The organism is Leucobacter fengyongliangi, assembly GCF_050971685.1.
In the GTDB taxonomy this organism is placed as follows: Bacteria; Actinomycetota; Actinomycetes; order Actinomycetales; family Microbacteriaceae; genus Leucobacter.
This window is the reverse complement of sequence record NZ_JBPCEU010000009.1, coordinates 103,630-123,939: the sequence shown is the minus strand read 5'-3', so window position 1 is coordinate 123,939 and position 20,310 is coordinate 103,630. Positions and strand designations below refer to the sequence as shown.

The 20,310-nt window shown below is 66.9% G+C and carries 23 protein-coding genes; 13 read left to right on the top strand and 10 right to left on the bottom strand.

The genetic code is table 11. From position 1 onward, the window contains the following. Positions 1–90: 90 nt before the first annotated feature. The gene (locus ACR0R4_RS08525; RefSeq protein WP_433646930.1) at positions 91–576 is read right to left on the bottom strand and encodes a YchJ family protein; all 486 of its coding nucleotides are present in this window, start codon (positions 574–576) and stop codon (positions 91–93) included. Positions 577–698: 122 nt separating this feature from the next. On the opposite strand from ACR0R4_RS08525, the gene ACR0R4_RS08520 reads away from it, so the two are divergent. Continuing rightward, complete coding sequence (locus tag ACR0R4_RS08520) at positions 699–938, top strand: hypothetical protein (RefSeq protein ID WP_433646929.1); 240 nt, start codon at positions 699–701, stop codon at positions 936–938. Between the two features lie 3 nt (positions 939–941). Further along, positions 942–1,817 carry an enoyl-CoA hydratase/isomerase family protein gene (locus ACR0R4_RS08515; protein WP_433646928.1) on the top strand — a complete coding sequence of 292 codons (876 nt, stop codon included), beginning with the start codon at positions 942–944 and terminating at the stop codon, positions 1,815–1,817. A gap of 5 nt (positions 1,818–1,822) precedes the next feature. Here ACR0R4_RS08515 and ACR0R4_RS08510 read toward each other — a convergent pair whose 3' ends face one another. Beyond that, a complete protein-coding gene (locus ACR0R4_RS08510) occupies positions 1,823–3,433 on the bottom strand; it encodes an aminotransferase class I/II-fold pyridoxal phosphate-dependent enzyme (protein ID WP_433646927.1) in 1,611 nt (536 codons plus the stop codon). A 68-nt stretch (positions 3,434–3,501) separates the two neighbouring features. Between ACR0R4_RS08510 and ACR0R4_RS08505 the strand changes: the two genes are divergently transcribed. Continuing rightward, positions 3,502–4,470 carry a LysR family transcriptional regulator gene (locus ACR0R4_RS08505; RefSeq protein ID WP_433646926.1) on the top strand — a complete coding sequence of 323 codons (969 nt, stop codon included), beginning with the start codon at positions 3,502–3,504 and terminating at the stop codon, positions 4,468–4,470. A gap of 61 nt (positions 4,471–4,531) precedes the next feature. Here the strand turns inward: ACR0R4_RS08505 and ACR0R4_RS08500 are convergent, their stop codons facing one another. Continuing rightward, positions 4,532–6,013, bottom strand: coding sequence for a DHA2 family efflux MFS transporter permease subunit (locus ACR0R4_RS08500; RefSeq protein WP_433646925.1), 1,482 nt, complete (start codon positions 6,011–6,013; stop codon positions 4,532–4,534). 55 nt (positions 6,014–6,068) lie between these two features. Further along, complete coding sequence (locus tag ACR0R4_RS08495) at positions 6,069–7,367, bottom strand: MFS transporter (RefSeq protein ID WP_433646924.1); 1,299 nt, start codon at positions 7,365–7,367, stop codon at positions 6,069–6,071. A 62-nt stretch (positions 7,368–7,429) separates the two neighbouring features. Here ACR0R4_RS08495 and ACR0R4_RS08490 point away from each other — a divergent pair, with 62 nt between their 5' ends. Beyond that, the gene (locus ACR0R4_RS08490; RefSeq protein WP_433646922.1) at positions 7,430–7,750 is read left to right on the top strand and encodes a GNAT family N-acetyltransferase; all 321 of its coding nucleotides are present in this window, start codon (positions 7,430–7,432) and stop codon (positions 7,748–7,750) included. A 49-nt stretch (positions 7,751–7,799) separates the two neighbouring features. Here ACR0R4_RS08490 and ACR0R4_RS08485 read toward each other — a convergent pair whose 3' ends face one another. Beyond that, positions 7,800–8,444: an asparagine synthase gene (locus ACR0R4_RS08485; RefSeq protein WP_433646921.1), complete on the bottom strand. Its 645-nt coding sequence runs from the start codon at positions 8,442–8,444 to the stop codon at positions 7,800–7,802. Positions 8,445–8,520: 76 nt separating this feature from the next. Beyond that, positions 8,521–10,029, bottom strand: a complete 1,509-nt coding sequence (gene pdxR / locus ACR0R4_RS08480) for a MocR-like pyridoxine biosynthesis transcription factor PdxR (protein WP_433646920.1) — start codon at positions 10,027–10,029, stop codon at positions 8,521–8,523. Between the two features lie 95 nt (positions 10,030–10,124). Here pdxR and pdxS point away from each other — a divergent pair, with 95 nt between their 5' ends. Both pdxS and pdxT read left to right on the top strand, forming a co-directional pair. Then, on the top strand, positions 10,125–11,033 hold the full coding sequence (gene pdxS / locus ACR0R4_RS08475) for a pyridoxal 5'-phosphate synthase lyase subunit PdxS (RefSeq protein WP_433646919.1): 909 nt from the start codon (positions 10,125–10,127) through the stop codon (positions 11,031–11,033). A 2-nt stretch (positions 11,034–11,035) separates the two neighbouring features. Then, a complete protein-coding gene (gene pdxT / locus ACR0R4_RS08470) occupies positions 11,036–11,710 on the top strand; it encodes a pyridoxal 5'-phosphate synthase glutaminase subunit PdxT (RefSeq protein WP_433646918.1) in 675 nt (224 codons plus the stop codon). 55 nt (positions 11,711–11,765) lie between these two features. Here the strand turns inward: pdxT and ACR0R4_RS08465 are convergent, their stop codons facing one another. After that, positions 11,766–13,109 carry an MFS transporter gene (locus ACR0R4_RS08465; RefSeq protein WP_433646917.1) on the bottom strand — a complete coding sequence of 448 codons (1,344 nt, stop codon included), beginning with the start codon at positions 13,107–13,109 and terminating at the stop codon, positions 11,766–11,768. 55 nt (positions 13,110–13,164) lie between these two features. On the opposite strand from ACR0R4_RS08465, the gene ACR0R4_RS08460 reads away from it, so the two are divergent. From ACR0R4_RS08460 to ACR0R4_RS08450, 3 genes are read left to right on the top strand one after another with little or no spacing between them, the layout of a single operon-like run. After that, positions 13,165–14,001, top strand: coding sequence for a DUF3097 family protein (locus ACR0R4_RS08460; RefSeq protein ID WP_433646915.1), 837 nt, complete (start codon positions 13,165–13,167; stop codon positions 13,999–14,001). Between the two features lie 19 nt (positions 14,002–14,020). Next, positions 14,021–14,881 (top strand): arginase family protein, encoded by an 861-nt coding sequence (locus ACR0R4_RS08455; RefSeq protein ID WP_433646914.1) that lies wholly within the window; start codon positions 14,021–14,023, stop codon positions 14,879–14,881. Continuing rightward, positions 14,878–15,282, top strand: coding sequence for a Fe-S oxidoreductase (locus tag ACR0R4_RS08450; RefSeq protein WP_433646913.1), 405 nt, complete (start codon positions 14,878–14,880; stop codon positions 15,280–15,282). Before ACR0R4_RS08455 ends, ACR0R4_RS08450 begins: the two co-directional genes overlap by 4 nt. A 9-nt stretch (positions 15,283–15,291) precedes the next feature. Here ACR0R4_RS08450 and ACR0R4_RS08445 read toward each other — a convergent pair whose 3' ends face one another. Together ACR0R4_RS08445 and ACR0R4_RS08440 are read right to left on the bottom strand one after the other, a co-directional pair. Continuing rightward, positions 15,292–15,528, bottom strand: a complete 237-nt coding sequence (locus tag ACR0R4_RS08445; protein WP_433646912.1) for a zf-HC2 domain-containing protein — start codon at positions 15,526–15,528, stop codon at positions 15,292–15,294. Next, positions 15,525–16,148, bottom strand: a complete 624-nt coding sequence (locus ACR0R4_RS08440; protein ID WP_433646911.1) for a sigma-70 family RNA polymerase sigma factor — start codon at positions 16,146–16,148, stop codon at positions 15,525–15,527. Before ACR0R4_RS08440 ends, ACR0R4_RS08445 begins: the two co-directional genes overlap by 4 nt. A 188-nt stretch (positions 16,149–16,336) precedes the next feature. Here ACR0R4_RS08440 and aroA point away from each other — a divergent pair, with 188 nt between their 5' ends. From aroA to bcp, 3 genes are read left to right on the top strand one after another with little or no spacing between them, the layout of a single operon-like run. Next, positions 16,337–17,779, top strand: a complete 1,443-nt coding sequence (aroA, locus tag ACR0R4_RS08435; RefSeq protein WP_433646910.1) for a 3-phosphoshikimate 1-carboxyvinyltransferase — start codon at positions 16,337–16,339, stop codon at positions 17,777–17,779. Continuing rightward, positions 17,776–18,840 (top strand): ribosome small subunit-dependent GTPase A, encoded by a 1,065-nt coding sequence (rsgA, locus tag ACR0R4_RS08430; protein ID WP_433646909.1) that lies wholly within the window; start codon positions 17,776–17,778, stop codon positions 18,838–18,840. The genes aroA and rsgA overlap by 4 nt, the downstream gene beginning before the upstream one ends. A gap of 23 nt (positions 18,841–18,863) precedes the next feature. Further along, positions 18,864–19,337: a thioredoxin-dependent thiol peroxidase gene (gene bcp / locus ACR0R4_RS08425; protein ID WP_433646907.1), complete on the top strand. Its 474-nt coding sequence runs from the start codon at positions 18,864–18,866 to the stop codon at positions 19,335–19,337. Here bcp and ACR0R4_RS08420 read toward each other — a convergent pair. Then, positions 19,334–19,759 carry a hypothetical protein gene (locus ACR0R4_RS08420; protein WP_433646906.1) on the bottom strand — a complete coding sequence of 142 codons (426 nt, stop codon included), beginning with the start codon at positions 19,757–19,759 and terminating at the stop codon, positions 19,334–19,336. The genes bcp and ACR0R4_RS08420 overlap by 4 nt on opposite strands. 183 nt (positions 19,760–19,942) lie before the next feature. Between ACR0R4_RS08420 and ACR0R4_RS08415 the strand changes: the two genes are divergently transcribed. Beyond that, positions 19,943–20,191, top strand: coding sequence for a WhiB family transcriptional regulator (locus tag ACR0R4_RS08415; RefSeq protein WP_433646905.1), 249 nt, complete (start codon positions 19,943–19,945; stop codon positions 20,189–20,191). The last annotated feature ends 119 nt before the right edge of the window (positions 20,192–20,310 follow it).

Below are 20,310 nucleotides of genomic sequence, written 5' to 3'. Positions count from 1 at the left end.
GAGGGAACACGGTGGATCTGCGACCCCTCGGCGCGGGGCACGAGCGCGGGCGCGGGGCACGAGCCCGAGAAGAGGGCACGGGGTTCCGAGTTAGCCCTCGAGCTGGTCTCCATCGAGGTAGACCCAGCGGGACCCAGTCACCGCAGCGCCACCAACGCGCGCACCGCCCTCACCAGCGGCCGCACCCCAACCTGAGCGCGACTCGCGCACGAAGCGGCTCCGCTCGCGCTGCGACACACGGCCCTCCGGGGTGCGCGCGATCGCCGTGAACGTCACCGTACCCGCGTCATCGAAGGGGCCGCCCGCAGTGGTTGCCTCAATCACTAGGCGTCGCCACTCCCAGCCCGGGTCGAGTTCGAGATCGTCCGGGCGCGTGGACGAGTGCCAGGTGTCGAACAGGTACTCGGCCTTGCCCAGAGCGAAGGCGCTGTACCGTGAGCGCATCAGGCGTTCCGCCGTGGGTGCAGCCGCGCCCGAGTGCAGGGGGCCGCAGCACGCCCCGTACGCCTCGCCGCGCCCGCAGGGGCAGGGCTGATCCACCGAGAAATGCGGGGTGTCACTGTCTGCCAGAGCCATGCCACGAGCCTAGAGCAGCGGGAGTTCGCGCGAAGCGCACGAGCACGGCAGAATAGAGTGAGCATCAGACGCGTGCGGCGACGTGCCGCGCCCGACATCGCATCACCGCGAGGAGAACCGAAGTGAAGACTCTCACCCGTATCACCACCGCCATCGTCGCGGTCGTCGTGTCGCTCTTCGCGGCGGCTCCAGCGTTCGCATCCGAGGGCGGGGGCGAGAAGTTCGACCCTCGCGAGCAGTTCTCCTCGGCGGGTGACCCGGTGAACGTGGTCGCCATTCTCATCGTCGGAGCGATCCTGCTGGTCGTCATACTCGGGGCATCCCAGGTGGTCGGCAACCTGTTCGAGAAGAAAGACGCCTAAACATTGAACACCGCCGCGCGGCTTGAGGCGCTCACGTACGAGACGATCGAATTGCAGGTTCGCGATGCGATCCTCACGGTCACCATCAATCGCCCGGAGGTGCTCAACGCGCTCTCACCTCAGGTGATCGCCGAGTTGCGCCAGGTCTTCGGCGAGCTGCACGAATCGCTTGGCCAGCCGACTCTGCCCGGCAAGCCCGGCGGAGAGGCCGCCGAGCACACCGCAAACGACTGGTCGATCCGCGGCGTCATCTTCACGGGCGAGGGCAGCAGGTCGTTTGTCGCCGGGGCCGACATCTCGGTCATGCGCGCCATGACGCCCGAGCAGTCGGCACAGTATGCGGCGGGCGCGCAAGAACTCACTAGCTGGATCGAAACACTGCCGGTGCCCGTCATCGCGGCGGTGAACGGATTCGCCCTCGGCGGGGGCTGCGAGCTCGCGATGGCGTGCGACTTCATCTACGCGAGCGAAAATGCGAGCTTCGGGCAGCCTGAGGTCGGTCTCGGCTTGATCCCCGGATTCGGTGGCTGCGTGCGTCTGCAGCAGTATGTCGGGATCGCGGCGGCGCGAGACCTGATCTTCACCGGCCGCCGTATCGATGCCTTCGAGGCCGAGAAACTCGGCCTCGTGGCCCACGTCTTCCCCGATACCGGCGCGCTTCACGTCGGCGCTGAGGAGGCCATGCGGCTCATCGCGAAGCAGTCACCAGTGGCCGTGGCGATGGCCAAGCGGGCCGTGCGCGCTACTCAGTCGTTGCCCACCGATGAGGGGCTCGTAATCGAACGTGAAGCGTTCGCCGCCTGCTTCGGCACGGGCGACATGATTGAGGGCACGACCGCCTTCATCGAGAAGCGCAAGCCAAACTTCCCCGGCAACTAGTTCGGTCAACTCTGCAGGCTGGCACTCACCGGGTCTCGCACGACGCGGAGTGTGGCGACTCGCGGATCCGCCGCACCCCGCACAAACCCGGTCGGCGATGCTGCGACCGCCTGCAAGAACGCGACCGTCTCCTCGGTGATCTCCTCGCCGGGCACGAGGTTCGGAATTCCCGGGGGGTACGCCGCGAGGGTATCCGCGGAGACGCGACCAATGGCCTGCTCGGCCGGCATCACCACGCTCTCGGCGAAGTAGGCCGTACGCGGCAACATGCGCAGGGTTCCGGCCGCCGGAAGCGGCGGGAAAGCAGCCTGCTCCACTGGGTCGACAGGCACCGACGCGGCCTCGTCGGCAACCGACACGAGCGCCGCCTGCAGCCGCTCAAGATCCAGCGTCGAGAGCGCCCCGATCACGGCGACCACACTCGTCGCGGTCGACATCTCGAGGTACACCCCGTGCGCCGTGATCAATCGCTCGCGCACCCAATGCCCGCTCTGCCCGAGCCGCGAGACATCGATCGGCACCCGCAGCGGGTCGATCGCCACGATGTCGGCATACTGCCCGAAATCATCCGAGAGCACGCTGAACCTCGGGTCGGCACGCAAGAACTGTCGCAACAGATTCGATTGGTGGATCGCGCGGCCAATTGCCTCCGTGCCCTGCACGAGCGCGTGCCGGGCCGCGTCGAGCGATCCCATCAGGATCGCACTGGCGGAGGTCGAGGAGGTCATGGTGAAGGCGCGTGCGACGAGCGGCTCGAGTCGCTCGGAAATCGGTGAATCGCCCAGGAGCAGCATCGCTGACTGGGTGAGCGACCCGGCCAGTTTGTGGGTGCTGGAGATCACGAGATCCGCACCCACTCTCGCCGGTGATTCGGGCAGCTCGGGATGAAACCCGAAGTGCGCTCCCCACGCCCCATCAACGATGAGTGCGGCATCGTAGCGATGCGCCACCTCCGCGAGGCCGGCGACATCGGCGGTCGACCCGAAGTAGCTCGGCGACACCACATACACGCTCGACACGGCGCGCCCCGCCTCGACCTCGTGTGCCAGCGCGGCCTCAAGCTGTGCGGGGGTGAGACCGTGGGCGATCCCGTTGCGTGCGTCGATGCTCGGGGCCACGAAGGCCGGAATCAGGCCGGCCAGCAGCACCCCGTCGGTGAAACTCGAGTGCGAACTGCGCTGCATAAGCACGCGTTCGCCGAGCCCCCGCACCGCGAGCGCCGCGGTGCGGTTGCCCTGCGACGCGCCGTTCGTGAGATACCACGCGCGATAGGCACCCCAGGCATCCGCCGCCAGCTGCAACGCTTCGGCTAGGGGTGAACCCTCGCCCAGGTCGATCCCGTCAAGCATCAGCGGCACGTCAAGCTCGGTGACGCGGGGACCAAACACCGCCGCGAGGTGCGCCGCGCCGCCGCCGGCATCACTTCCATGCCCCGGCACCATCACGTGCATCGGGTGCGAGTCAGCGTGTCGCTGCAGCGCCTCGACATAGGGCGCGCGCGACTGGGCCTCGGCGTGCGCCTGTGGGGTCGCCCCGAATTCGGCATGCGCGTAGGCCTGGGCCCGCGCGCCTGTTTCTTCTCCGGGCACCATCGAGTCACTCAGTTGCTGCAGCATGCTTCCATAGTGTCCGCCGTGAGCCGTATTCGGTACCCGCCAGATGTCTCGATGCCCCCATATACTGTATGCATCAAGAGCAGTGGATCAGCCCTCTACTCATCAAGAAAGCTGGTGAGCCTGTGCTCGACCCTCGACAGCTCCAGGCCCTCTCCGCGGTTGCCGCTGAAGGCTCCGTCTCACGCGCCGCTCGCCGCCTGGGTTGGAGCCAGCCCACCGTCGACTACCACCTCAAGGCGCTCGATCGCCTCGTCGGCAGTCCACTGGTCGCGAGGTCCACACGGGGAAGCACGCTCACCGCGGCAGGGCGGCTCTTGCTCGAGCGAGGCGCTGAGATCCTCGCGCTCTCCGACCGGGCCCTCACCGATGTGCGGGAGTTTGCACAGATTGGCCGCACCAAGCTGCGATTTGGCTCCTTCCCGACGGCCGCGGCACGACTGCTGCCCGCGATCGCCACACGACTCCGGGAGGTCGGCATTGAACTCGCTGCGGTGCTCGAGGAGATCTCACCCCTCGTTGCCCAGGTCAATCAGCGCACCCTCGATGCCGCCCTCGTGTACACGGCGAGCGGGTTCTCCCTGCCCTTCCGCTCGGACGTGCAGACCACGCACCTCCTCACCGACCCGCTCCTGCTTGCCCTTCCCGCGCAGCACCCCGCCGCGGGGCGGGCCAGCATCGACGTGGAGGGCCTGCTCGCGCTCAGCGATTCCTCATGGGTCTTCAGCGCAACTCCGGGCGACACGCTCGACGACGTGGTGCGCGACGTGTTCGCTGCGGCATCTCAGCCCTTTCAGGTGGCGGTGCGCACCGACGACTACGCCGTGGCTCTCGGGATGGTCGCGGCCGACCTGGGGGTCGGGCTCGTGCCCCGGCTCGCGACCGAACACGTGCCGATCGGCGTGGTACTCAGGCCCATCGACGACGCGCGTTTCGCACGCGAGATACTCCTCGCCACCCCGGCGTCACCGGGCGGTCCCTCTCCCGCCGTGCGACAGCTCGCCGAGGCCGTGCGGCGGGCGATCGCCGCACTGGACTAGCCCGGGCGATTGGTTTTGACCAGAGACGCGTCGTGCCCGGTGCGCCCATGGGCAGCACAGCCTAATCTCGGGCGGGAGCCACCTGGGAAGACTTCGGAACCTCGGTCACAAACGGAGCAATAAGGGCTCCGACCGTCATCGCCAGCCCGCCAATCATGAAGGCCACCCTGGTGCCCGCGGCCAGCGCGTGCGCGTCAACCGCGTCGGGCGACCCCGCAGCGGCGGTCGACGCCACCGTCATGACCGTCACGAACAGCGCGGTGCCAGCCGCGCCACCGACCTGCTGCACCGTTGACAGGGTCGCGCTGCCATGAGAGGCCAAGCGACTGGGAAGAGAGCCGAGAGAAACGGAAAAGAGCGGCGTGAACGTGCCCGCGAGGCCAATACTCAATCCGATATGCGAGGCGAGCACCTGCCAAATGGTGCTCGTGTCGCTCAACAGCGCCATGCTCCACAGCGCCAAAGCAGCGACGATCACGCCAGGAACCAGCACGAAGCGAGCCCCACGCTGATCAACTAAGCGCCCGACTATCGGCCCCAGAAACCCCATCAACAAGCCGCCAGGCAGCAGCACCAGACCCGATTCGAGCACCGAGAATCCCAGCACGTTTTGCCCATAGATGGGCAGGAGGATGAGGCTGCCGAAGAGGGCAATCGAGGCGAAGGTGAAGAGGATCACCGAGAGCGCGAACGGACGTGTGTGGAACGTGCGCAGGTCGAGCAGCGCGCGGTCTTGCCGCTGGAGTCGCAGCTGTCGCCAGATGAAGAGCGCGAGGCCAGCCACGCCCACCACGATGAGGGCGAGCGGCGGAATCGAGTGCTCGGCATTCGCGCTCTCGCCGACGGCGCTCAGCCCCCACACGATGCCGCCGAAGCCAACGATCGAGAGGAGCACCGAGAGGAAATCGACGCGCACCTTGCGTTGCGTGCCGACGTTGGGCAGCCGCAACACACCGATGATGAGCGCGGTGAGCGCGATGGGAAGAACAAAGATGAAGAGCCACCGCCAGCTGAGCCACTGCAGAATGAGCCCGGACACGGTCGGGCCGAGCGCGGGGGCCACGGAAATGACGATCGCGATCCGCCCCATCAGCCTGCCACGCTGCTGTTCAGGTACCAACACCACCACGGTCGTCATGAGAAGCGGCATCATGATCGCGGTGCCGCCCGCCTGCACCACACGACCGAGCAGCAGCACGAAGAACCCCGGCGCGAGCGCGGCGATGAGCGTTCCCAGAGAGAACAGGCCCATCGCGATCATGAACAGCGTGCGCGTCTTCATGCGCTGAATGAGCATGCCGGTGATGGGAATCACGACACTCATCGTCAACAGAAACGCGGTCGTCAGCCACTGACCCGCGGCCGCGGTGATGTCGAGATCCGACATCAGCTTAGGCAGCGCGACGCTCATGATGGTCTCGTTCAAGATCACCACGAACGCACTCGCTAAGAGCAGCCAAATGGCCAGTCGCTCGCGCGGACCAAACACCTTCTCGGTCGCCGAGTCGTGCGGGGAGGAAGTGTGTTCAGGGTGCGCAGGCATAAGAGAACAATGCTATCTCATTCAAGCAACTGCCAGCACGTGTGCGCATCAGAGTTCAGTCATGCGCGACAACCCGTCGTGCGAGGATGCCACCCAGCGCGGTCGCGAGTCCGAAGATCGCAAAGAGGATCGCCGGGCCCCAGGATCCCCCACCGGACCAGCCGAGCGAGGCCTGCGCGGCGAGCGGCAGGAAGCCGCCCACGACCGCGGCCAGGTTGTAGCCGAGGCTGACACCCGAGTACCGCAGCTCGGTCGGAAAGAGCATGGCGAGCGTCGGGCCCGCGACCCCGTACGCGAGGATCACGGCGGCGAGCCCGAGGCTGACTGCGGCGATCGCGGCGCCGGGTGATCCACTGTCGATCAGCCAAAACACCGGGAACGCGACGAGCGCGGTCGCGAGGCCACCCCAGGAGGTGACGCGCCCGGGACCGAAGCGCTCGGCGAGGCGGCCCGAGAGCAGCGTGACACCCACCTGCACGACCGCGGCGATGAGGGTCGCGTTCACCATCAGTTGCCGGTCGAGGCCGCGCTCGTTGGCGCCGAAATTCACGAGGAAGGTGTTCATGAAATAGAAACCGCCAACGCCCAGAAGCGACACGAGGATCGCGATGCCGAGTCGGCCGGGCGTGCGCCGGAAGAGTTCGATCACCGGCACGCGCACCCGCTCGCCGGCGGCGACGAGCCGCTGAAACTCCGGAGATTCTTCGATGCCCACGCGCAGGAACACCGCGACGAGCAGGAGCGGGAGCGCCGCGAGGAACGGGAGTCGCCAGCCCCACGCATCGAACGATTCGGGTGGCAGGAGCAGCACGAGGGTGAACGCGCCACTCGACAGGAGCGTGGCGATCGGCGAGGAAAGCTGCACCAGCGCGGCGAGGCGGTTGCGGTACGCCAGCGGGGCGTGCTCGACCGCCATGGTCATGGCACCGCTCCACTCGCCGCCGACCGCGACCCCCTGCAGCAGTCGCAACACGACGAGCATGATCGGTGCGACGATTCCGATCGCATAGAAGTCCGGCAACATGCCGATGAGCGCGGTCGCGACACCGATCAGCACGACGCTGAGAATCAGGGTGGGTCGGCGCCCGATGCGATCGCCGAGGCTCCCAAAGAGCACCGCACCCAGGGGCCGGGCAACGAACCCTACGCCGAAGGTCGCGAACGCGGCGAGCGCTGCGGCCTGCGGGTCAAGCTCGGTGAAGAACAGCCGGTTGAACACCAGCGCCGCGGCGAGCCCGAAGAGGTAGTAGTCAAACCATTCCATCGCGGTGCCGACGAGCGCGGCGAGCGCGACCTTGCGAGCTGCCTGCAGTGACAGCTGTGCCGGCGCTGGGTGCACTTCGGGTTCGTTCATCTCCGCCTCCCTTGCCGTGCCGAGTCTATGGCAACGACCCTCCTTCGGCGTAGGGTGAGGGTATGGTCAGATACCTCACCGACGATGACGCGGCAGGCGACGGTTTCCAGATCGTCCACGAGCCTCAGTTGCAGCGGTTCGCCCTCATCAAGAACTCGCAGGTCATTGGAGAGGCGCACTACAGTCTGCTCGGCGAGACCGGCATTAACTTCGACCACACAGTCGTCGCACCGAGCTACCGCGGCACCGGCCTCTCGACGCGACTTGCGCATCGCGCGGTCACCGACGAAATCGTGCGGGGGCGCAAGATCGCAGCCTCGTGCTGGTTCATCGAAGACTACCTCGCGAAGCACCCCGAACTGCTCGACGCTCCTGATCAGTAACGAGCATTTCTGGTCCGAGTGGCCCTGTGCGGCTGCATCGAGACCGCTCTCACGCGTCTGCCTTCTTTCCCAAGCGACGCTTCTTTCCGCCGTCCGAGCGAGCGCCCTGCTGCCGAATGAGTTCTGTCAGATCGCGGGAAATCAGAAGCTCGATGCGCTCGTCACGCGCTGCCTGATACTCCTCGCTCGCCCCACCCGAATAGTACGGATGCGTCGCGCGCTCCTTCAGTGAATCACCAATTTCGTGCCAGGCAGCTTCTCGAGCACGCGCCGTGGTGACCTTCAGATACTCCGGGTCGGTCGCCCGCGCGCGCAGTTCAACCGCCACGCCTTGGTAGACTTCTTGCCGGTGCCGAAGTGTGCGGTTATCGCCGTCGCCATACTCCGAATCACTCCAAGAGCTGCGGCCCGTCTTCCGAATCTCTTTGCGCATCTGCTCGATGTGTCGCGCGTCGCGCTCGCGCTCGAGTGCGAGTTCGGTAATCGAGTCGCGCACCATGTCGACGATCTCCTGCTCGTCATAGTCGACCTTGCGCTTGAGTGCGTTCATGATGATCGTATTTTTCACACTCATACGCACCGCGACATCGGCGACGAGCAAGCCTTGCTCAACTATGTCTGCAACGGGAGCAAGCTGACGCTGGGGAAGCCTCCGCGGAAGCCTGCGCCCGCGACGCTTGAACCAGCTGACCACTATGTTTCTCCCACCGCTCTCAATAGTCTTCCCAGTATCTCTCAGATCGGGGTCTGCACGGCACCGATTTCGCGACTCACTTCCCGGCACCGATTTCCTCGGCGATAATCTCGCGCAGCGTGACGAGCGCTCGTTCGAACTGCACGACATCCGGCCCACCCGTTCCGATCACCAGCCCGAACCTCTCGGTGGCGTGGCTGTGCCGCTGCCAGTATCCGCTGAGGGGCACCGCACCGAGCCCGCATTCCGTGGATCGCGAGATCACCCTCGACTCCACGTGGGGCGCCCGTTCACCTTCCCCCAGTTCGAGCACGGCGTGCAGTCCGCCGCTCATCGGGCGAACCGAGAGGCCCGGCACATCCGACAGGTGCGTGACCACCAACTCGCGCCGCATTGCATAGCGGCGTCGCATGCGCGTGGTGTGGCGCCGCAACTCACCGCTTCCGAGATAGTCGCTGAGGGCGGCCTGCACGACAGCCGAAACCGCCCCGCCCAGGTCACGGCGCACCGGCTCGATGAGATCGCGGAGCCTGGGCGGGGCGAGGAGATACCCCGCGGCAAGCGACTGCGACACCGTCTTCGAAAAGGTGCCGAGCAGCACGACCGAGCCCGACTCGGGGTCGTCGAGCGCCGCCAATGCCGGCAGCGGGCTCCCCGCGTGGCGCAGCTCCGAATCGTAGTCATCCTCGACGATCACCGCTCCGGTACGTTTCGCCCAGGCCAGAAGCTCGCGGCGCCTGGCGAGTGGCAGTGATCCACCGAGTGGATACTGATGGCTGGGTGTCACGATGATGGCGTCAAGCATGCCCACGGGCAGTGCCCCGGGGTCGAGCCCCTCAGCGTCAACGGGGAGTGCGACGATGTGCGCACCGTGCCGCGCGGCGACGCGCCGCAGCGAGGGGTAGCCGGGATCTTCCACGCCCACAACCAGACCGCGACCGCTGGTGGTGCCCAGCGCGGTGAGCAGTAGTCCAAGCCCCTCGCGCGTGCCCGCAGTCACGATCACATCCTCCGCCGGGCGTGTCGTGCCGCGCATGCGGCGCAGGTGTTCGGCAATCTCGAGCCGGAGATCTGGATCGCCAAGCTCCGGGGCCTCGACGTGGGCGCGCAGTGCAGCGTGCCGCCACGCGGTGCGCCACGCGGGTCTATCGATCGAGCTCGTGTCTGGCACACCCGGTGCGAGCGGCAGTGGATCAGCGCGGCGTAACGTCTCCGCGTCGACAGGGCGAGCCTGCGGGCGATCCGCACGCCGAGGCTCCGTGCGTGGCATCGCGGCTGAAGCGCTGCCAGACGAGAAAGCCGCCGTGTGCGCCACCCCGAGATCTGGGCTCACGCGTGTGCCTCGGCCGTGGCCAGCCAGGAGGTACCCCTCTGAGGTGAGCTGTTCGTAGGCCTCGACGACCACCCCACGGGCGACCCCCAGTCGCGAGGCGAGAGTGCGGGTCGCGGGCACGACCTCCCCGGGCCTGAGCGCACCAGCGTCGATCGCACTCCGCAGCGCGACCGCGAGTTGCGCGGGGAGTGGAGCCTCGGCGCTGCGGTCGAGGTGGATCGGCAGCTCGGCTGCGGAGCGTGCGTCGGGCATACGAATATTCTGACACCCATCCTGTGTCTTGGTCTACCAGAACAAATTAAATTTGGCACTTGTGAGGTACCACGCGGCCCGCGAGAGTAGAACTCATGACTGAGAACTCTGCTACCCACCCGCCCATCACCGGTTCACCGCTCGTGAAGCGCGGCCTCGCCGACATGTTGAAGGGCGGGGTCATCATGGATGTGGTCACCCCCGAGCAGGCGCGGATCGCCGAAGACGCGGGTGCCGTCGCCGTCATGGCACTCGAACGCGTGCCGGCCGACATCCGCGCACAGGGAGGAGTCGCCCGCATGAGCGACCCCGATCTCATCGACAGGATCAAGGCGACCGTCTCGATTCCCGTCATGGCCAAGGCCCGCATCGGCCACTTCGTCGAAGCCCAGATTCTCGAGACACTCGAGGTCGACTACATCGACGAGTCCGAAGTGCTCTCCCCCGCCGATTACGTCAACCACATCGACAAGCGAGGCTTCACCGTGCCCTTCGTGTGCGGGGCGACCAACCTGGGCGAGGCACTGCGGCGCATCACCGAGGGTGCGGCGATGATCCGCTCGAAGGGTGAGGCGGGCACCGGCGACGTGTCGGAGGCGACCAATCATATTCGCACGATCCGGGGCGAAATCGCCCGGCTCACCTCACTCGGCACCGACGAGCTCTACGTCGCTGCGAAGGAGCTGCAGGCACCCTACGACCTCGTCGCAGAGGTCGCGGCCACCGGCAAGCTCCCCGTGGTGCTCTTCACCGCGGGTGGCGTCGCCACCCCGGCCGATGCGGCCATGATGATGCAACTCGGCGCCGACGGTGTCTTCGTCGGTTCGGGCATCTTCAAATCGGGCGACCCCGCCCGGCGCGCCGCAGCAATCGTCAAGGCCACGGCCCGTTTTGACGACCCACGAGCGATCACCGAGGCATCACGCGGGCTTGGGGAGGCCATGGTCGGCATCAACGTATCTGATCTCGCAGCCCCCCACCGTCTCGCCCAGCGCGGCTGGTAAGCATGAGGGCCCAGACGCTCCGCGCCGGAGTACTCGCGTTGCAGGGCGGGGTCGCGGAGCACGCGGCAATGCTCGAACAGCTGGGCGCGACGGTCACACTGGTGCGGCGCGCGAGCGATCTCATCGGGCCCGACGGACCAAGACTCGATGCTCTCGTACTGCCCGGCGGCGAGTCGAGCACACAAGACCGGCTCCTGCGAACCTTCGATATTGCGGATCCACTGCGCGAGGTCATCGCGGGCGGACTCCCCACGCTTGGCACCTGCGCGGGGCTGATTCTGCTCGCGCGCGCGGTACAGGATCCCGCGCCAGGGCAGCGCACGCTCGGCCTGCTCGACGTGCGCGTGCGGCGCAACGCGCTCGGAGCGCAGGTCGCGTCCATCGAGGCCGAGTTCACCGTGCAGGCTGCCGAAGTGTCGGGGCTCGGCGCGTTGGGAGATGTGCGCGGCGCCCTGATCCGCGCTCCCGAGATCGTGTCGGTCGGAGCGGGTGCCCGGGTGCTTGCCGTGCGCGACGGCCGGATCCTCGCGGCAACCTCACTCCCGCCTGGTGCGACACCCGGGGCAACCACCCCGGAAAGTCGTCTGCCGCTCGGGTCAATGACCGGCATCGCTTTCCACCCCGAAATTTCGGGAGATCCGGCCTTCCATCGGGCGCTTCTCGCGCAGGCGCGGTAAGGCGCGAGAGAGGCGTCGGCGACGCCACGGCAGCGCGCGTCGCTGTGACGTTCGACTACGGGGTGGGATGCAGCGCGTCGTAGCGTTGAAACCCGCCAAATTCGCGAAGAAATACCATCATGAGGGCGAGAATCACGAGGCCGCCCAGGAGCGCGGGCGCCCAGAGTGCGATCACGGTCGCGAGAGCTCCGGCGAGAAGATCGCCGACGCGCGGCCCGCCGGCGACCACCACGTAGAAAAGCCCCTGCATGCGCCCGCGCACCTCGTCGGGGGCTGCCGCCTGCAGAATCGTGGTGCGGAACACCGCACTCACGTTATCTGCCGCGCCCGCCCCCGCGAGCGCTGTGCCCGCGAGCAGCAGTGCGGGCCAGACGGTGTTGCGATCCACCCCCGGGGGTGCGGGCAGAACAATACCGGTGATGAGCAGCACCAAGCCAAACAGGGCGGTGAATGCGCCATACGCGGCGATCGCCCACGTCACGGCCAGGCCCTGTCGTCGCACGCGGCCGAGGGGCCCAGACAGGAGCCCGCTCACGAGCGCACCCACCGCGAACGCTGCGGTGAGCAGACCGACGGTGACGGCACCGCCCCCCAGCACGAGCGCACCCACCGCGGGAAAGACCACGCGCGGCGTACCCAGCGTCATCGCCACCAGGTCGAAGATGAAGGTCGCGCGCACATTGGGTGCGCGACGCAGAAAGCGCAGGCTCTCGACCAGAGAGGAGAACCCCGGGGCGCTTGGCCTGCCCTCCGGACGCATCGCCGGAAGACCCAGAATGCCGATGAAGGCCGCGGTGAAGAGCACGGCATCGAGCAGGTAGGTCCAAGCGAATCCCGCGGTGGCGACCAGCACCCCGGCGATGGCCGGGCCCACCGTTACCGACAGCCCCATCGTGATGCCGCTCAGCGCGGCGGCGGCCGGAAGGAGCTGCGTCGGTAGCAGGCGGGGCAGGATCGCGCCGCGGGTGGCTCCGAGAATTGTGGCGGAGGCGGCGTTGATGGCCGCGAGCGCATAGTACGGCCAGGTCGCGGTGACGTCGAAAAACGCGATGGTCGTCATTGCGCCGATGCTGAGCCACGCAACGGCGGCGGTGACGAGCGAGACCGCGCGACGGTCGAAGCGGTCGGCGAGTGCGCCGCCGACGAATCCGGCGAGGACCATTGGGCCGAGCGCCCACAGCGCGACGAGGGCGACGGCGAGGGTGGATCGGGTCAGCGCGTAGACGTGCAGACCAACGGCGACAATCGTCACCTGCGCGCCAATTTGCGCGACGGAAGTGCCGATCCACAGTCTGGCGAATTGGGGGCTCTGCTGCAGGGGTCTGAGATCGACGAGCAGTGACGCGAGGCGACTCCGGCGCGCGCTCGGTTGGTCCCCCGATGTCTCCAGTTCACCCACCCCCGAACCCTACACCGCACCGCCGATTCCCTGCGCGGAGGGGTAAACTCGGGGCGTGTACGACGACCGATACGATCACGACCCGGTGAACGCGATGAAGCCTCGCCGCGTGTCCGCCCCGCGGCGACAGGTCACCCTCGCACGTGGCCTCGTCGTAGAACACACCGAGACCGAGTGGTGCGGCGCGGTGGTGGGTGCGCGTGATGGACTCGTGCAGCTCGAGGACTTTCGCGGCAAGGTGCGCGCGTTCGCGCTCTCCGACGGCTTCCTCGTCGATGGCACGCCCGTCACGCTCGCCATGCCGCAGCGCGCTCCGCAGCGGCAGCGCACCGCGTCGGGCTCTTTCGCTGTGGATCAGCATCGCGCCAAGGTCGCGATGCCCAGCCGCATCTTCGTCGAGGGCAAGCACGACGCTGAACTCGTCGAACAGGTGTGGGGCGACGACCTCCGCGTAGAGGGCGTGGTGGTCGAATTGCTCGAGGGCGCCGACAATCTCGAGCAGGTACTTACCGAGTTTGGACCGAGACCGGAGCGACGCGCGGGGGTACTGCTCGATCACCTGGTTGCGGGCAGCAAAGAGACTCGCATCGCTGACCAGATCACACGCGGCCAGTTCGGCTCGAACGTACTGATCGTTGGCCACCCCTTCGTCGACATCTGGGCGGCGGTCAAGCCGGAACGACTCGGGCTCGCCGCGTGGCCGGAGGTTCCCCGGAACGTGGAGTGGAAGACCGGAATCTGTCGCGCGCTCGGCTGGCCCGCAGATGATCCCGCCGACCTCGCGGATGCCTGGTCGCGCATTCGGGGTCGCGTGCGATCCTTTCGCGACCTTGAACCGAGCCTCGTTGGCCGGGTTGAGCAACTCATCGATTTCGTCACCGTAGAATCCTGACCGAAGGCGAGGGAAGAATATGCCTGGGCCCGCATACATTCTGATGGCCGAGTGGCAGGGGTCGTCCTCGTCGCGAGCGATGCAGCTCGTCGAGGGCGCCTCCGCCATTCGCGAAGACCTGCCTTCCACGACGGTCGAGGTACCCGTTCCGCTCGGCGCTGGCGACGCGCTCGGCACGCCGGCTCTCCGACTCAGCAGCGTGCTCCGCTCGCGCGACGCTGCGGCGCAGGCGCTCCGCGAAATCGACGCGCCACCTATCACGGTCGGGGGCGACTGCGCCTCAACCTTTGCGGGGCTCGCCGCGTCGATCGCGCGACACGGTGCGGATCGCCTCGCCGTGCTGTGGTTTGATGCGCACCCCGATCTGCACCACCCAGCCACCTCTCCGAATGGTGCCATCTCGGGCATGGCACTGCGCCACGCGCTCGGGGATGGTGTTGAAGACCTGGCCTTCGCCGATCCGGTGCGACATGAGTTGCTCACGCTAATCGGCACGCGCGCATTTGACGACGAGGAAGTTATTGAGGTCGCATCGCGCGGCATTACCCACATCGCGGTTCCCACGGACTCCGGGCATGACACCCTCGCTCATGCGGTAGGCGAACGACTCCGATCCACCGGCGCGACGCACGTCTACGTGCACATCGATCTCGACGTGCTCGACCCAGCCGAGTTCGCTGCGGTGCACGCCCCGGAGCCCTTTGGATTGAGTCTCGCGCAGCTCACCGAGGCGGTGCGCAGCGCGGTTGCGACCCTCCCCCTTGCCGGGGCTACCATCAGCGAGTTCGCGCCACGTGATGCCGAGGCCGCGGCGGCAGATCTCCCGAGCGTGCTGCGCGTGCTCGCAGCACTGACCTCGGGCGGGCGGCAGACCGCGTGACGGGGTCACAGGCGGCACCGGCTCCCGGCCGCAGCACGCGCCCGTGGCCATTCGCCGGGCTTGGGTATCTCTACGCCACAGCCATTGGATTCGCCTGGGGCGCACTCTGGAGCACGGGGCGCATCAGGCGCAGCGGCGGGCTCTGGGTCTTCACCGGCATGCCGAAGTGGACCTTTGGCCGTGGCGGCAGCTGCGTCGGAGGGTGCTATCTCACCGCGCACAACGTCAGCGAGTCGGTGCTGCGCCACGAGCGTGTGCACCGCGAACAGTGGCGGCACTACGGCATGGCGTTGCCCGTTCTCTACCTGCTCTCCGGGCGCGATCCTCTGCGCAACCGATTTGAAATCGAGGCTGGTCTCGAAGACGGCGGATACCTGCCGAAATCGCGGGGCCGCAGATAGACCTGCTCCTTACGCGTGCAGGTCGCGCATCGACCCGAGGATCGCGTCGCGCAGGGTCGGCGGCGCCGCGCCCTCGCACGCGCGCCGCACGGCAACGGTGAGTTTCTCGAAGACCTGCTGCTCGTCTCGACATTCGGGGCAGTCGTCGAGGTGCTCGCGAATGGTCTCCGAATCAGTCGCGCACAGCTCGCCGCGTATGAGTTCTTCGAGGTTGGCCTGTGCGTACTCGCAGCCGCATCCACTCATCGTGCACCTCCCGTGTTCGCAACGCTCTGCGCATCAAGACCCACGCCCTGCTCACGCGCATACTCGCCGAGCACACTGCGCAGCTTCGCTCGACCGCGATGCAGACGGCTCATTACCGTTCCGATCGGACGCTCGATGATGTCGGCAATCTCTTGGTAACTGAAGCCCTCGACATCGGCGAGGTAGACCACCATGCGAAATTCCTCGGCGAGATCGTTCAGCGCGTCGGTCACTACCGTCGCCGGGGTGCGATCGATCGCCTCGGCCTCGGCAGAGCGCGAGGCCATCGCGGTCGTGGATTCGGCACCGCCCAACTGCCAGTCTTCAAGATCCTCGACGACCCCAAGGTAAGGTTCGCGCTGTTTCTTTCGGTACGTGTTGATGTACGCATTCGTCATGATGCGGTACAACCAGGCCTTGAGGTTTGTGCCCTCGGCGAAGCTCTCGAAAGCGGCGAAGGCCTTCATGAAGGTCTCCTGCACGAGATCCTGCGCGTCTTGAGGGTTTCGCGTCATCTTCATCGCGGCACCGTAGAGTTGATCGAGATACGGCATGGCATCGCGAGTGAACCGGCGCTCGACATCGGCGCGATCGGTTGGCGAAGATTCTGTGCGGCTCACACTTGCACAGCTTACCGGGGGGCGGATCCGCACTCGCTGCACACACTCCTCTGCGACGCGAGTGCGTGTGTCGGGGCGGTCAACCAATGTCAGCGTGACCATGCCACCTCCCCGTTTCCCATCGTGTGCCGGTACACTTCACAACGACTGTCACCCGCGAAATATTCCCCGTTGGAGCTGCCTGAAACATGCTGATCGCCAAGCTGAACTCCGGTCGTGATGACGAGGATCCGGCGGGCCAGGGCGATGCTGGTGCGGGAGTCACCCCACCCTGGGCGGCACCCCAGGCAACTGGCCCGCTCGCCGCGACCGTCCCACTTCCCGGATCGAAATCGCTCACCGGGCGCGAACTTATCCTGGCGGCACTCGCCGACGGACCGAGCATTCTTCGCGCACCCCTGCATTCGCGCGACTCGGCACTGATGATCGAGGCGCTGCGCGCTCTGGGTACCACCATTGAAGAGGTCGGCACGCCGGGCCCGTTTGGCTCCGACCTTCGCATCACCCCCGCACAGACACTCACCGGATCGACCAGTATCGAGTGCGGCCTTGCCGGCACCGTGATGCGCTTCATGCCCCCGGTGGCGGCACTCGCGCTCGGCCCGACCGCTTTCGATGGCGACCCGTACGCTCGGAAGCGCCCCATGCGCGCAATCTTGGAGGCGCTCCGCGCCCTCGGTGCCGACATCGCTGACGAGGGCCGAGGAGCGCTTCCCTTCACCGTGCACGGCACGGGATCCTTGCGAGGCGGCCTGGTCGAACTCGACGCGTCGCTCTCGAGTCAGTTCGTGTCGGGGCTCCTGCTCAGCGCCGCCCGCTTTGACGAGGGCGTGCACGTGATCCACCGTGGCGCACGGCTGCCCAGCGTGCCCCACATCGAGATGACGCTCGACGTGCTGCGCGCCCGCGGGGTCGAGGCCGACAGCCCGGCGCCCGGCGAGTGGCGAGTGGCACCCGGCCCGATCCGCGCGCGCGACCTCACCATCGAACCAGATCTGTCGAACGCTGCACCGTTTCTCGCGGCGGCGCTCGTCGCGGGCGGGCACGTGACCGTGCCGAACTGGCCCGCCACCACCACCCAAGTCGGCGACCAGTTGCGCGGGCTACTGCCGGCGTTTGGTGCCGAGGTCACGTACACGCCGGGCCCCTCGGGCAGCGGATCGCTCACCGTCACGGGTTCCGGCAAGATTCGCGGGGTTCACCTGCACGTGCCCGAGGCGGGCGAACTCGCCCCGACCCTGGTGGGGCTCGCAGCGCTCGCCGATGAACCGAGCGAGATCACCGGCATTGGGCACATTCGCCATCACGAGACCGACCGCATCGCGGCGCTTGTCGCTGAGATCCGCGGCCTCGGCGGGGGCGCTGACGAGCTCGAAGACGGCATCGCAATTCGCCCCGCCAGCCTGCACGATGGGTTGTGGAGGTCGTACGCCGATCACCGCATGGCCACTACCGGAGCGCTCCTGGGGCTTCGCACCGCGGGCGTTGAGATCGAAGATGTCGAAAGCACGGCGAAAACCCTCCCGCAGTTCACTCAACTCTGGGAGCGCATGCTCGGCGGTGCGGGAGCTGGCAGCGCCTCCGGCGGCAACGGGGTTTTCCCCCTCATGGGCGGCGTGTCGGGCGCATGAGCTGGCTTCCTATCGACGACGACGGAGATGCTGACGAGCCGTACGGCGCGTACGCCGACCTTGAGGTGCGTCAGCGACCGAATCCGAAGGCTAACCGGCCGCGCACCAAGCGACGCCCCGAACACGCCGACGCGGTGATCGGTATGGTCACGGGAGTCGACCGGGGGCGTTACCAGGTGCTCGTCGGCGACTCCCGATCCACGGCAACCGGAGACGTGCGCACCGTCACTGCTGCACGCGCCCGCGAACTGCACCGCACTCCCATCGTGATCGGAGACCGCGCCCAGCTGGTCGGCGACACGAGCGGCGACGAGGGCTCGCTCGCGCGCATCGTCGGGCTCGAGGAGCGACGCACTCTGCTGCGCAGAAGCGCCGACGACTCCGATCGGCTCGAACGCGTGATGGTCGCCAACGCCGACCAGATGCTCATCGTCATCGCGGCCGCGAACCCCGAGCCGCGGGTGCGGCTGGTGGATCGCTACCTCGTAGCCGCCTACGACGCGGGCATTGCGCCCCTTATCTGCATCACGAAGACCGACGTCGCAGACCCCGAGCCGTTTCTCTCCCACTTCGCAGCGCTCGAGGTGCCGGTGTTTCGCTCACGCCCGGGAGACGAGCCACTCCAAGCAATTCGTGAGGCGCTCGCGGGCAAGACGACGGTGTTCGTGGGACACTCTGGGGTCGGCAAATCGACGCTGATTAACGCGCTCGTGCCAGATGCACTGCGTGCCATTGGGCACGTCAACGAGGTCACGGGGCGTGGCCGTCACACGTCCTCCTCATCGGTGGCCTTGCGGGCACTCACGCCGGGGTGTGCGGGCGGCGACCACGGCTGGGTCATCGACACCCCCGGCGTGCGATCATTCGGGCTCGGGCATGTCACGAGCGACGGGGTACTGCGTGGGTTCGTAGATCTCGCTTCCCTGATCGATGAGTGCCCGCGCGGGTGCACGCACTCTGGCGACGCCCCCGACTGCGAGCTCGATGCCGCGATCGCAGATGGACGTCTCGATGCCACTGGCGCGGCCCGCGTGGAGTCGCTGCGACGGCTCCTACACTGATCCAGCTTCGCTAGGCTGTTGACATGAGTGAACGCGTCGTACTTGCAGCCGGTCAAACCGCCCCAGATTTCAACCTCCTCGATCAAAGTGGCACCACGGTATCGCTCAGTGAGTTCCGCGGCCAGCGAGTCATCCTCTTTGTCTACCCGGCTGCCATGACCCCCGGCTGCACCACTGAGGCCTGCGACTTCCGTGACTCGCTCGCGCCGCTGCAGGCGGCTGGCTACCAGGTACTCGGCATCTCCCCCGATGCACCTGAGAAGCAGCAGCGCTTCGCCGAGCGCGACGGTCTCACCTACCCGCTGCTGAGCGATCCCGACCATCAGCTATTGCAGGCCTACGGTGCCTATGGCGAGAAGAGCATGTACGGCAAGATCACGGTTGGCGTGATCCGTTCGACGTTCGTGATTGACGAGAATGGCACCATCGAGCATGCGCTCTACAACGTGAAGGCGACCGGTCACGTCGCGCGCGTGCGGAAGCTTCTGGGTGTCTAGCCTGCCGCGCTGAGTTCAGGGTCTGTGGCCTCAGGGCGAGCAAGCAGCGCGGCGAAGAAGCCGACGAGCGCGAGCACCACAAGCCCCCACCCGAGCATGGGTCCGCCGATTGCTCCGCCCATCTGCAGTACCCCGGTTCCCGCGGCAAAGATCAGCACGTGCATGGTGAGTGCGGATCCGCGGGCCCAACTCGCTCGCGTGCGCGCTGCGCCCCAAAGGGTGATGAGTACCCACGCCCAGGAGATGAGTGCGGCCAGAAGGATGCTCAGGCGTGGACCCAGCGGCTCATCGCTCGCCCCAAGAAAGTCCGTCGTGATCGGAACGAGCGCGGCAATCCCGCCGAACGCCTCCACCGCGAGCACCGACAGCAACACACCCCAGGCGGAACGTGCACGGCCAGTAACATCGTGTGAACTCGGCATTACGGGTTCCTTTCCAGGAGGTTGCAAATTGGCTATTGATTTGCGCCTTCAACCATGAAACTATATATCTATCGAGTTTCGCGCACGTCGTGGTGGGCAATCTCAGCCCGCAATTTAGGATTTGCGCGAGATCATTACCTACCCGGCCTTGGTTCTTCGCGCATGCACACAAGGAGGAACCACATGGACTGGCGCGAACAGGCAGCTTGCCTCACAGTAGACCCTGAACTCTTTTTTCCGGTCGGCAACACCGGCCCGGCCGTTGACCAGATTGAGCGCGCCAAGTCGGTGTGCGCCCGGTGCAAGGTTACCGAGATGTGCCTGCAGTACGCCATGGACACAGGTCAGGATTCTGGTGTCTGGGGCGGCCTCAGCGAAGATGAGCGTCGGGCGTTGAAGCGTCGCGCCGCTCGCGCGCGCCGCGCCTCCTAGTTCCACGCGAAGGTGAGGCTGGCACACCACCGTGCGCTAAAGCCCGAGACTCCCTCGTCAGACGCAGCGACACCCCGGACGATTTCAGTCCGGGGTGTCGCTGCGTCTGGTGCCCTGTC

Bases quoted from the DNA above. Each gene is read 5' to 3' on its own strand.
- ACR0R4_RS08525 (WP_433646930.1), bottom strand. From the start codon at position 576: ATGGCTCTGGCAGACAGTGACACCCCGCATTTCTCGGTGGATCAGCCC.
- ACR0R4_RS08510 (WP_433646927.1), bottom strand. From the start codon at position 3,433: ATGCTGCAGCAACTGAGTGACTCGATGGTGCCCGGAGAAGAAACAGGC.
- ACR0R4_RS08505 (WP_433646926.1), top strand. From the start codon at position 3,502: ATGCATCAAGAGCAGTGGATCAGCCCTCTACTCATCAAGAAAGCTGGT.
- ACR0R4_RS08500 (WP_433646925.1), bottom strand. From the start codon at position 6,013: ATGCCTGCGCACCCTGAACACACTTCCTCCCCGCACGACTCGGCGACC.
- ACR0R4_RS08495 (WP_433646924.1), bottom strand. From the start codon at position 7,367: ATGAACGAACCCGAAGTGCACCCAGCGCCGGCACAGCTGTCACTGCAG.
- ACR0R4_RS08490 (WP_433646922.1), top strand. From the start codon at position 7,430: ATGGTCAGATACCTCACCGACGATGACGCGGCAGGCGACGGTTTCCAG.
- pdxR (WP_433646920.1), bottom strand. From the start codon at position 10,029: ATGCCCGACGCACGCTCCGCAGCCGAGCTGCCGATCCACCTCGACCGC.
- pdxS (WP_433646919.1), top strand. From the start codon at position 10,125: ATGACTGAGAACTCTGCTACCCACCCGCCCATCACCGGTTCACCGCTC.
- pdxT (WP_433646918.1), top strand. From the start codon at position 11,036: ATGAGGGCCCAGACGCTCCGCGCCGGAGTACTCGCGTTGCAGGGCGGG.
- ACR0R4_RS08455 (WP_433646914.1), top strand. From the start codon at position 14,021: ATGCCTGGGCCCGCATACATTCTGATGGCCGAGTGGCAGGGGTCGTCC.
- ACR0R4_RS08445 (WP_433646912.1), bottom strand. From the start codon at position 15,528: ATGAGTGGATGCGGCTGCGAGTACGCACAGGCCAACCTCGAAGAACTC.
- aroA (WP_433646910.1), top strand. From the start codon at position 16,337: ATGCTGATCGCCAAGCTGAACTCCGGTCGTGATGACGAGGATCCGGCG.
- rsgA (WP_433646909.1), top strand. From the start codon at position 17,776: ATGAGCTGGCTTCCTATCGACGACGACGGAGATGCTGACGAGCCGTAC.
- bcp (WP_433646907.1), top strand. From the start codon at position 18,864: ATGAGTGAACGCGTCGTACTTGCAGCCGGTCAAACCGCCCCAGATTTC.
- ACR0R4_RS08420 (WP_433646906.1), bottom strand. From the start codon at position 19,759: ATGCCGAGTTCACACGATGTTACTGGCCGTGCACGTTCCGCCTGGGGT.
- ACR0R4_RS08415 (WP_433646905.1), top strand. From the start codon at position 19,943: ATGGACTGGCGCGAACAGGCAGCTTGCCTCACAGTAGACCCTGAACTC.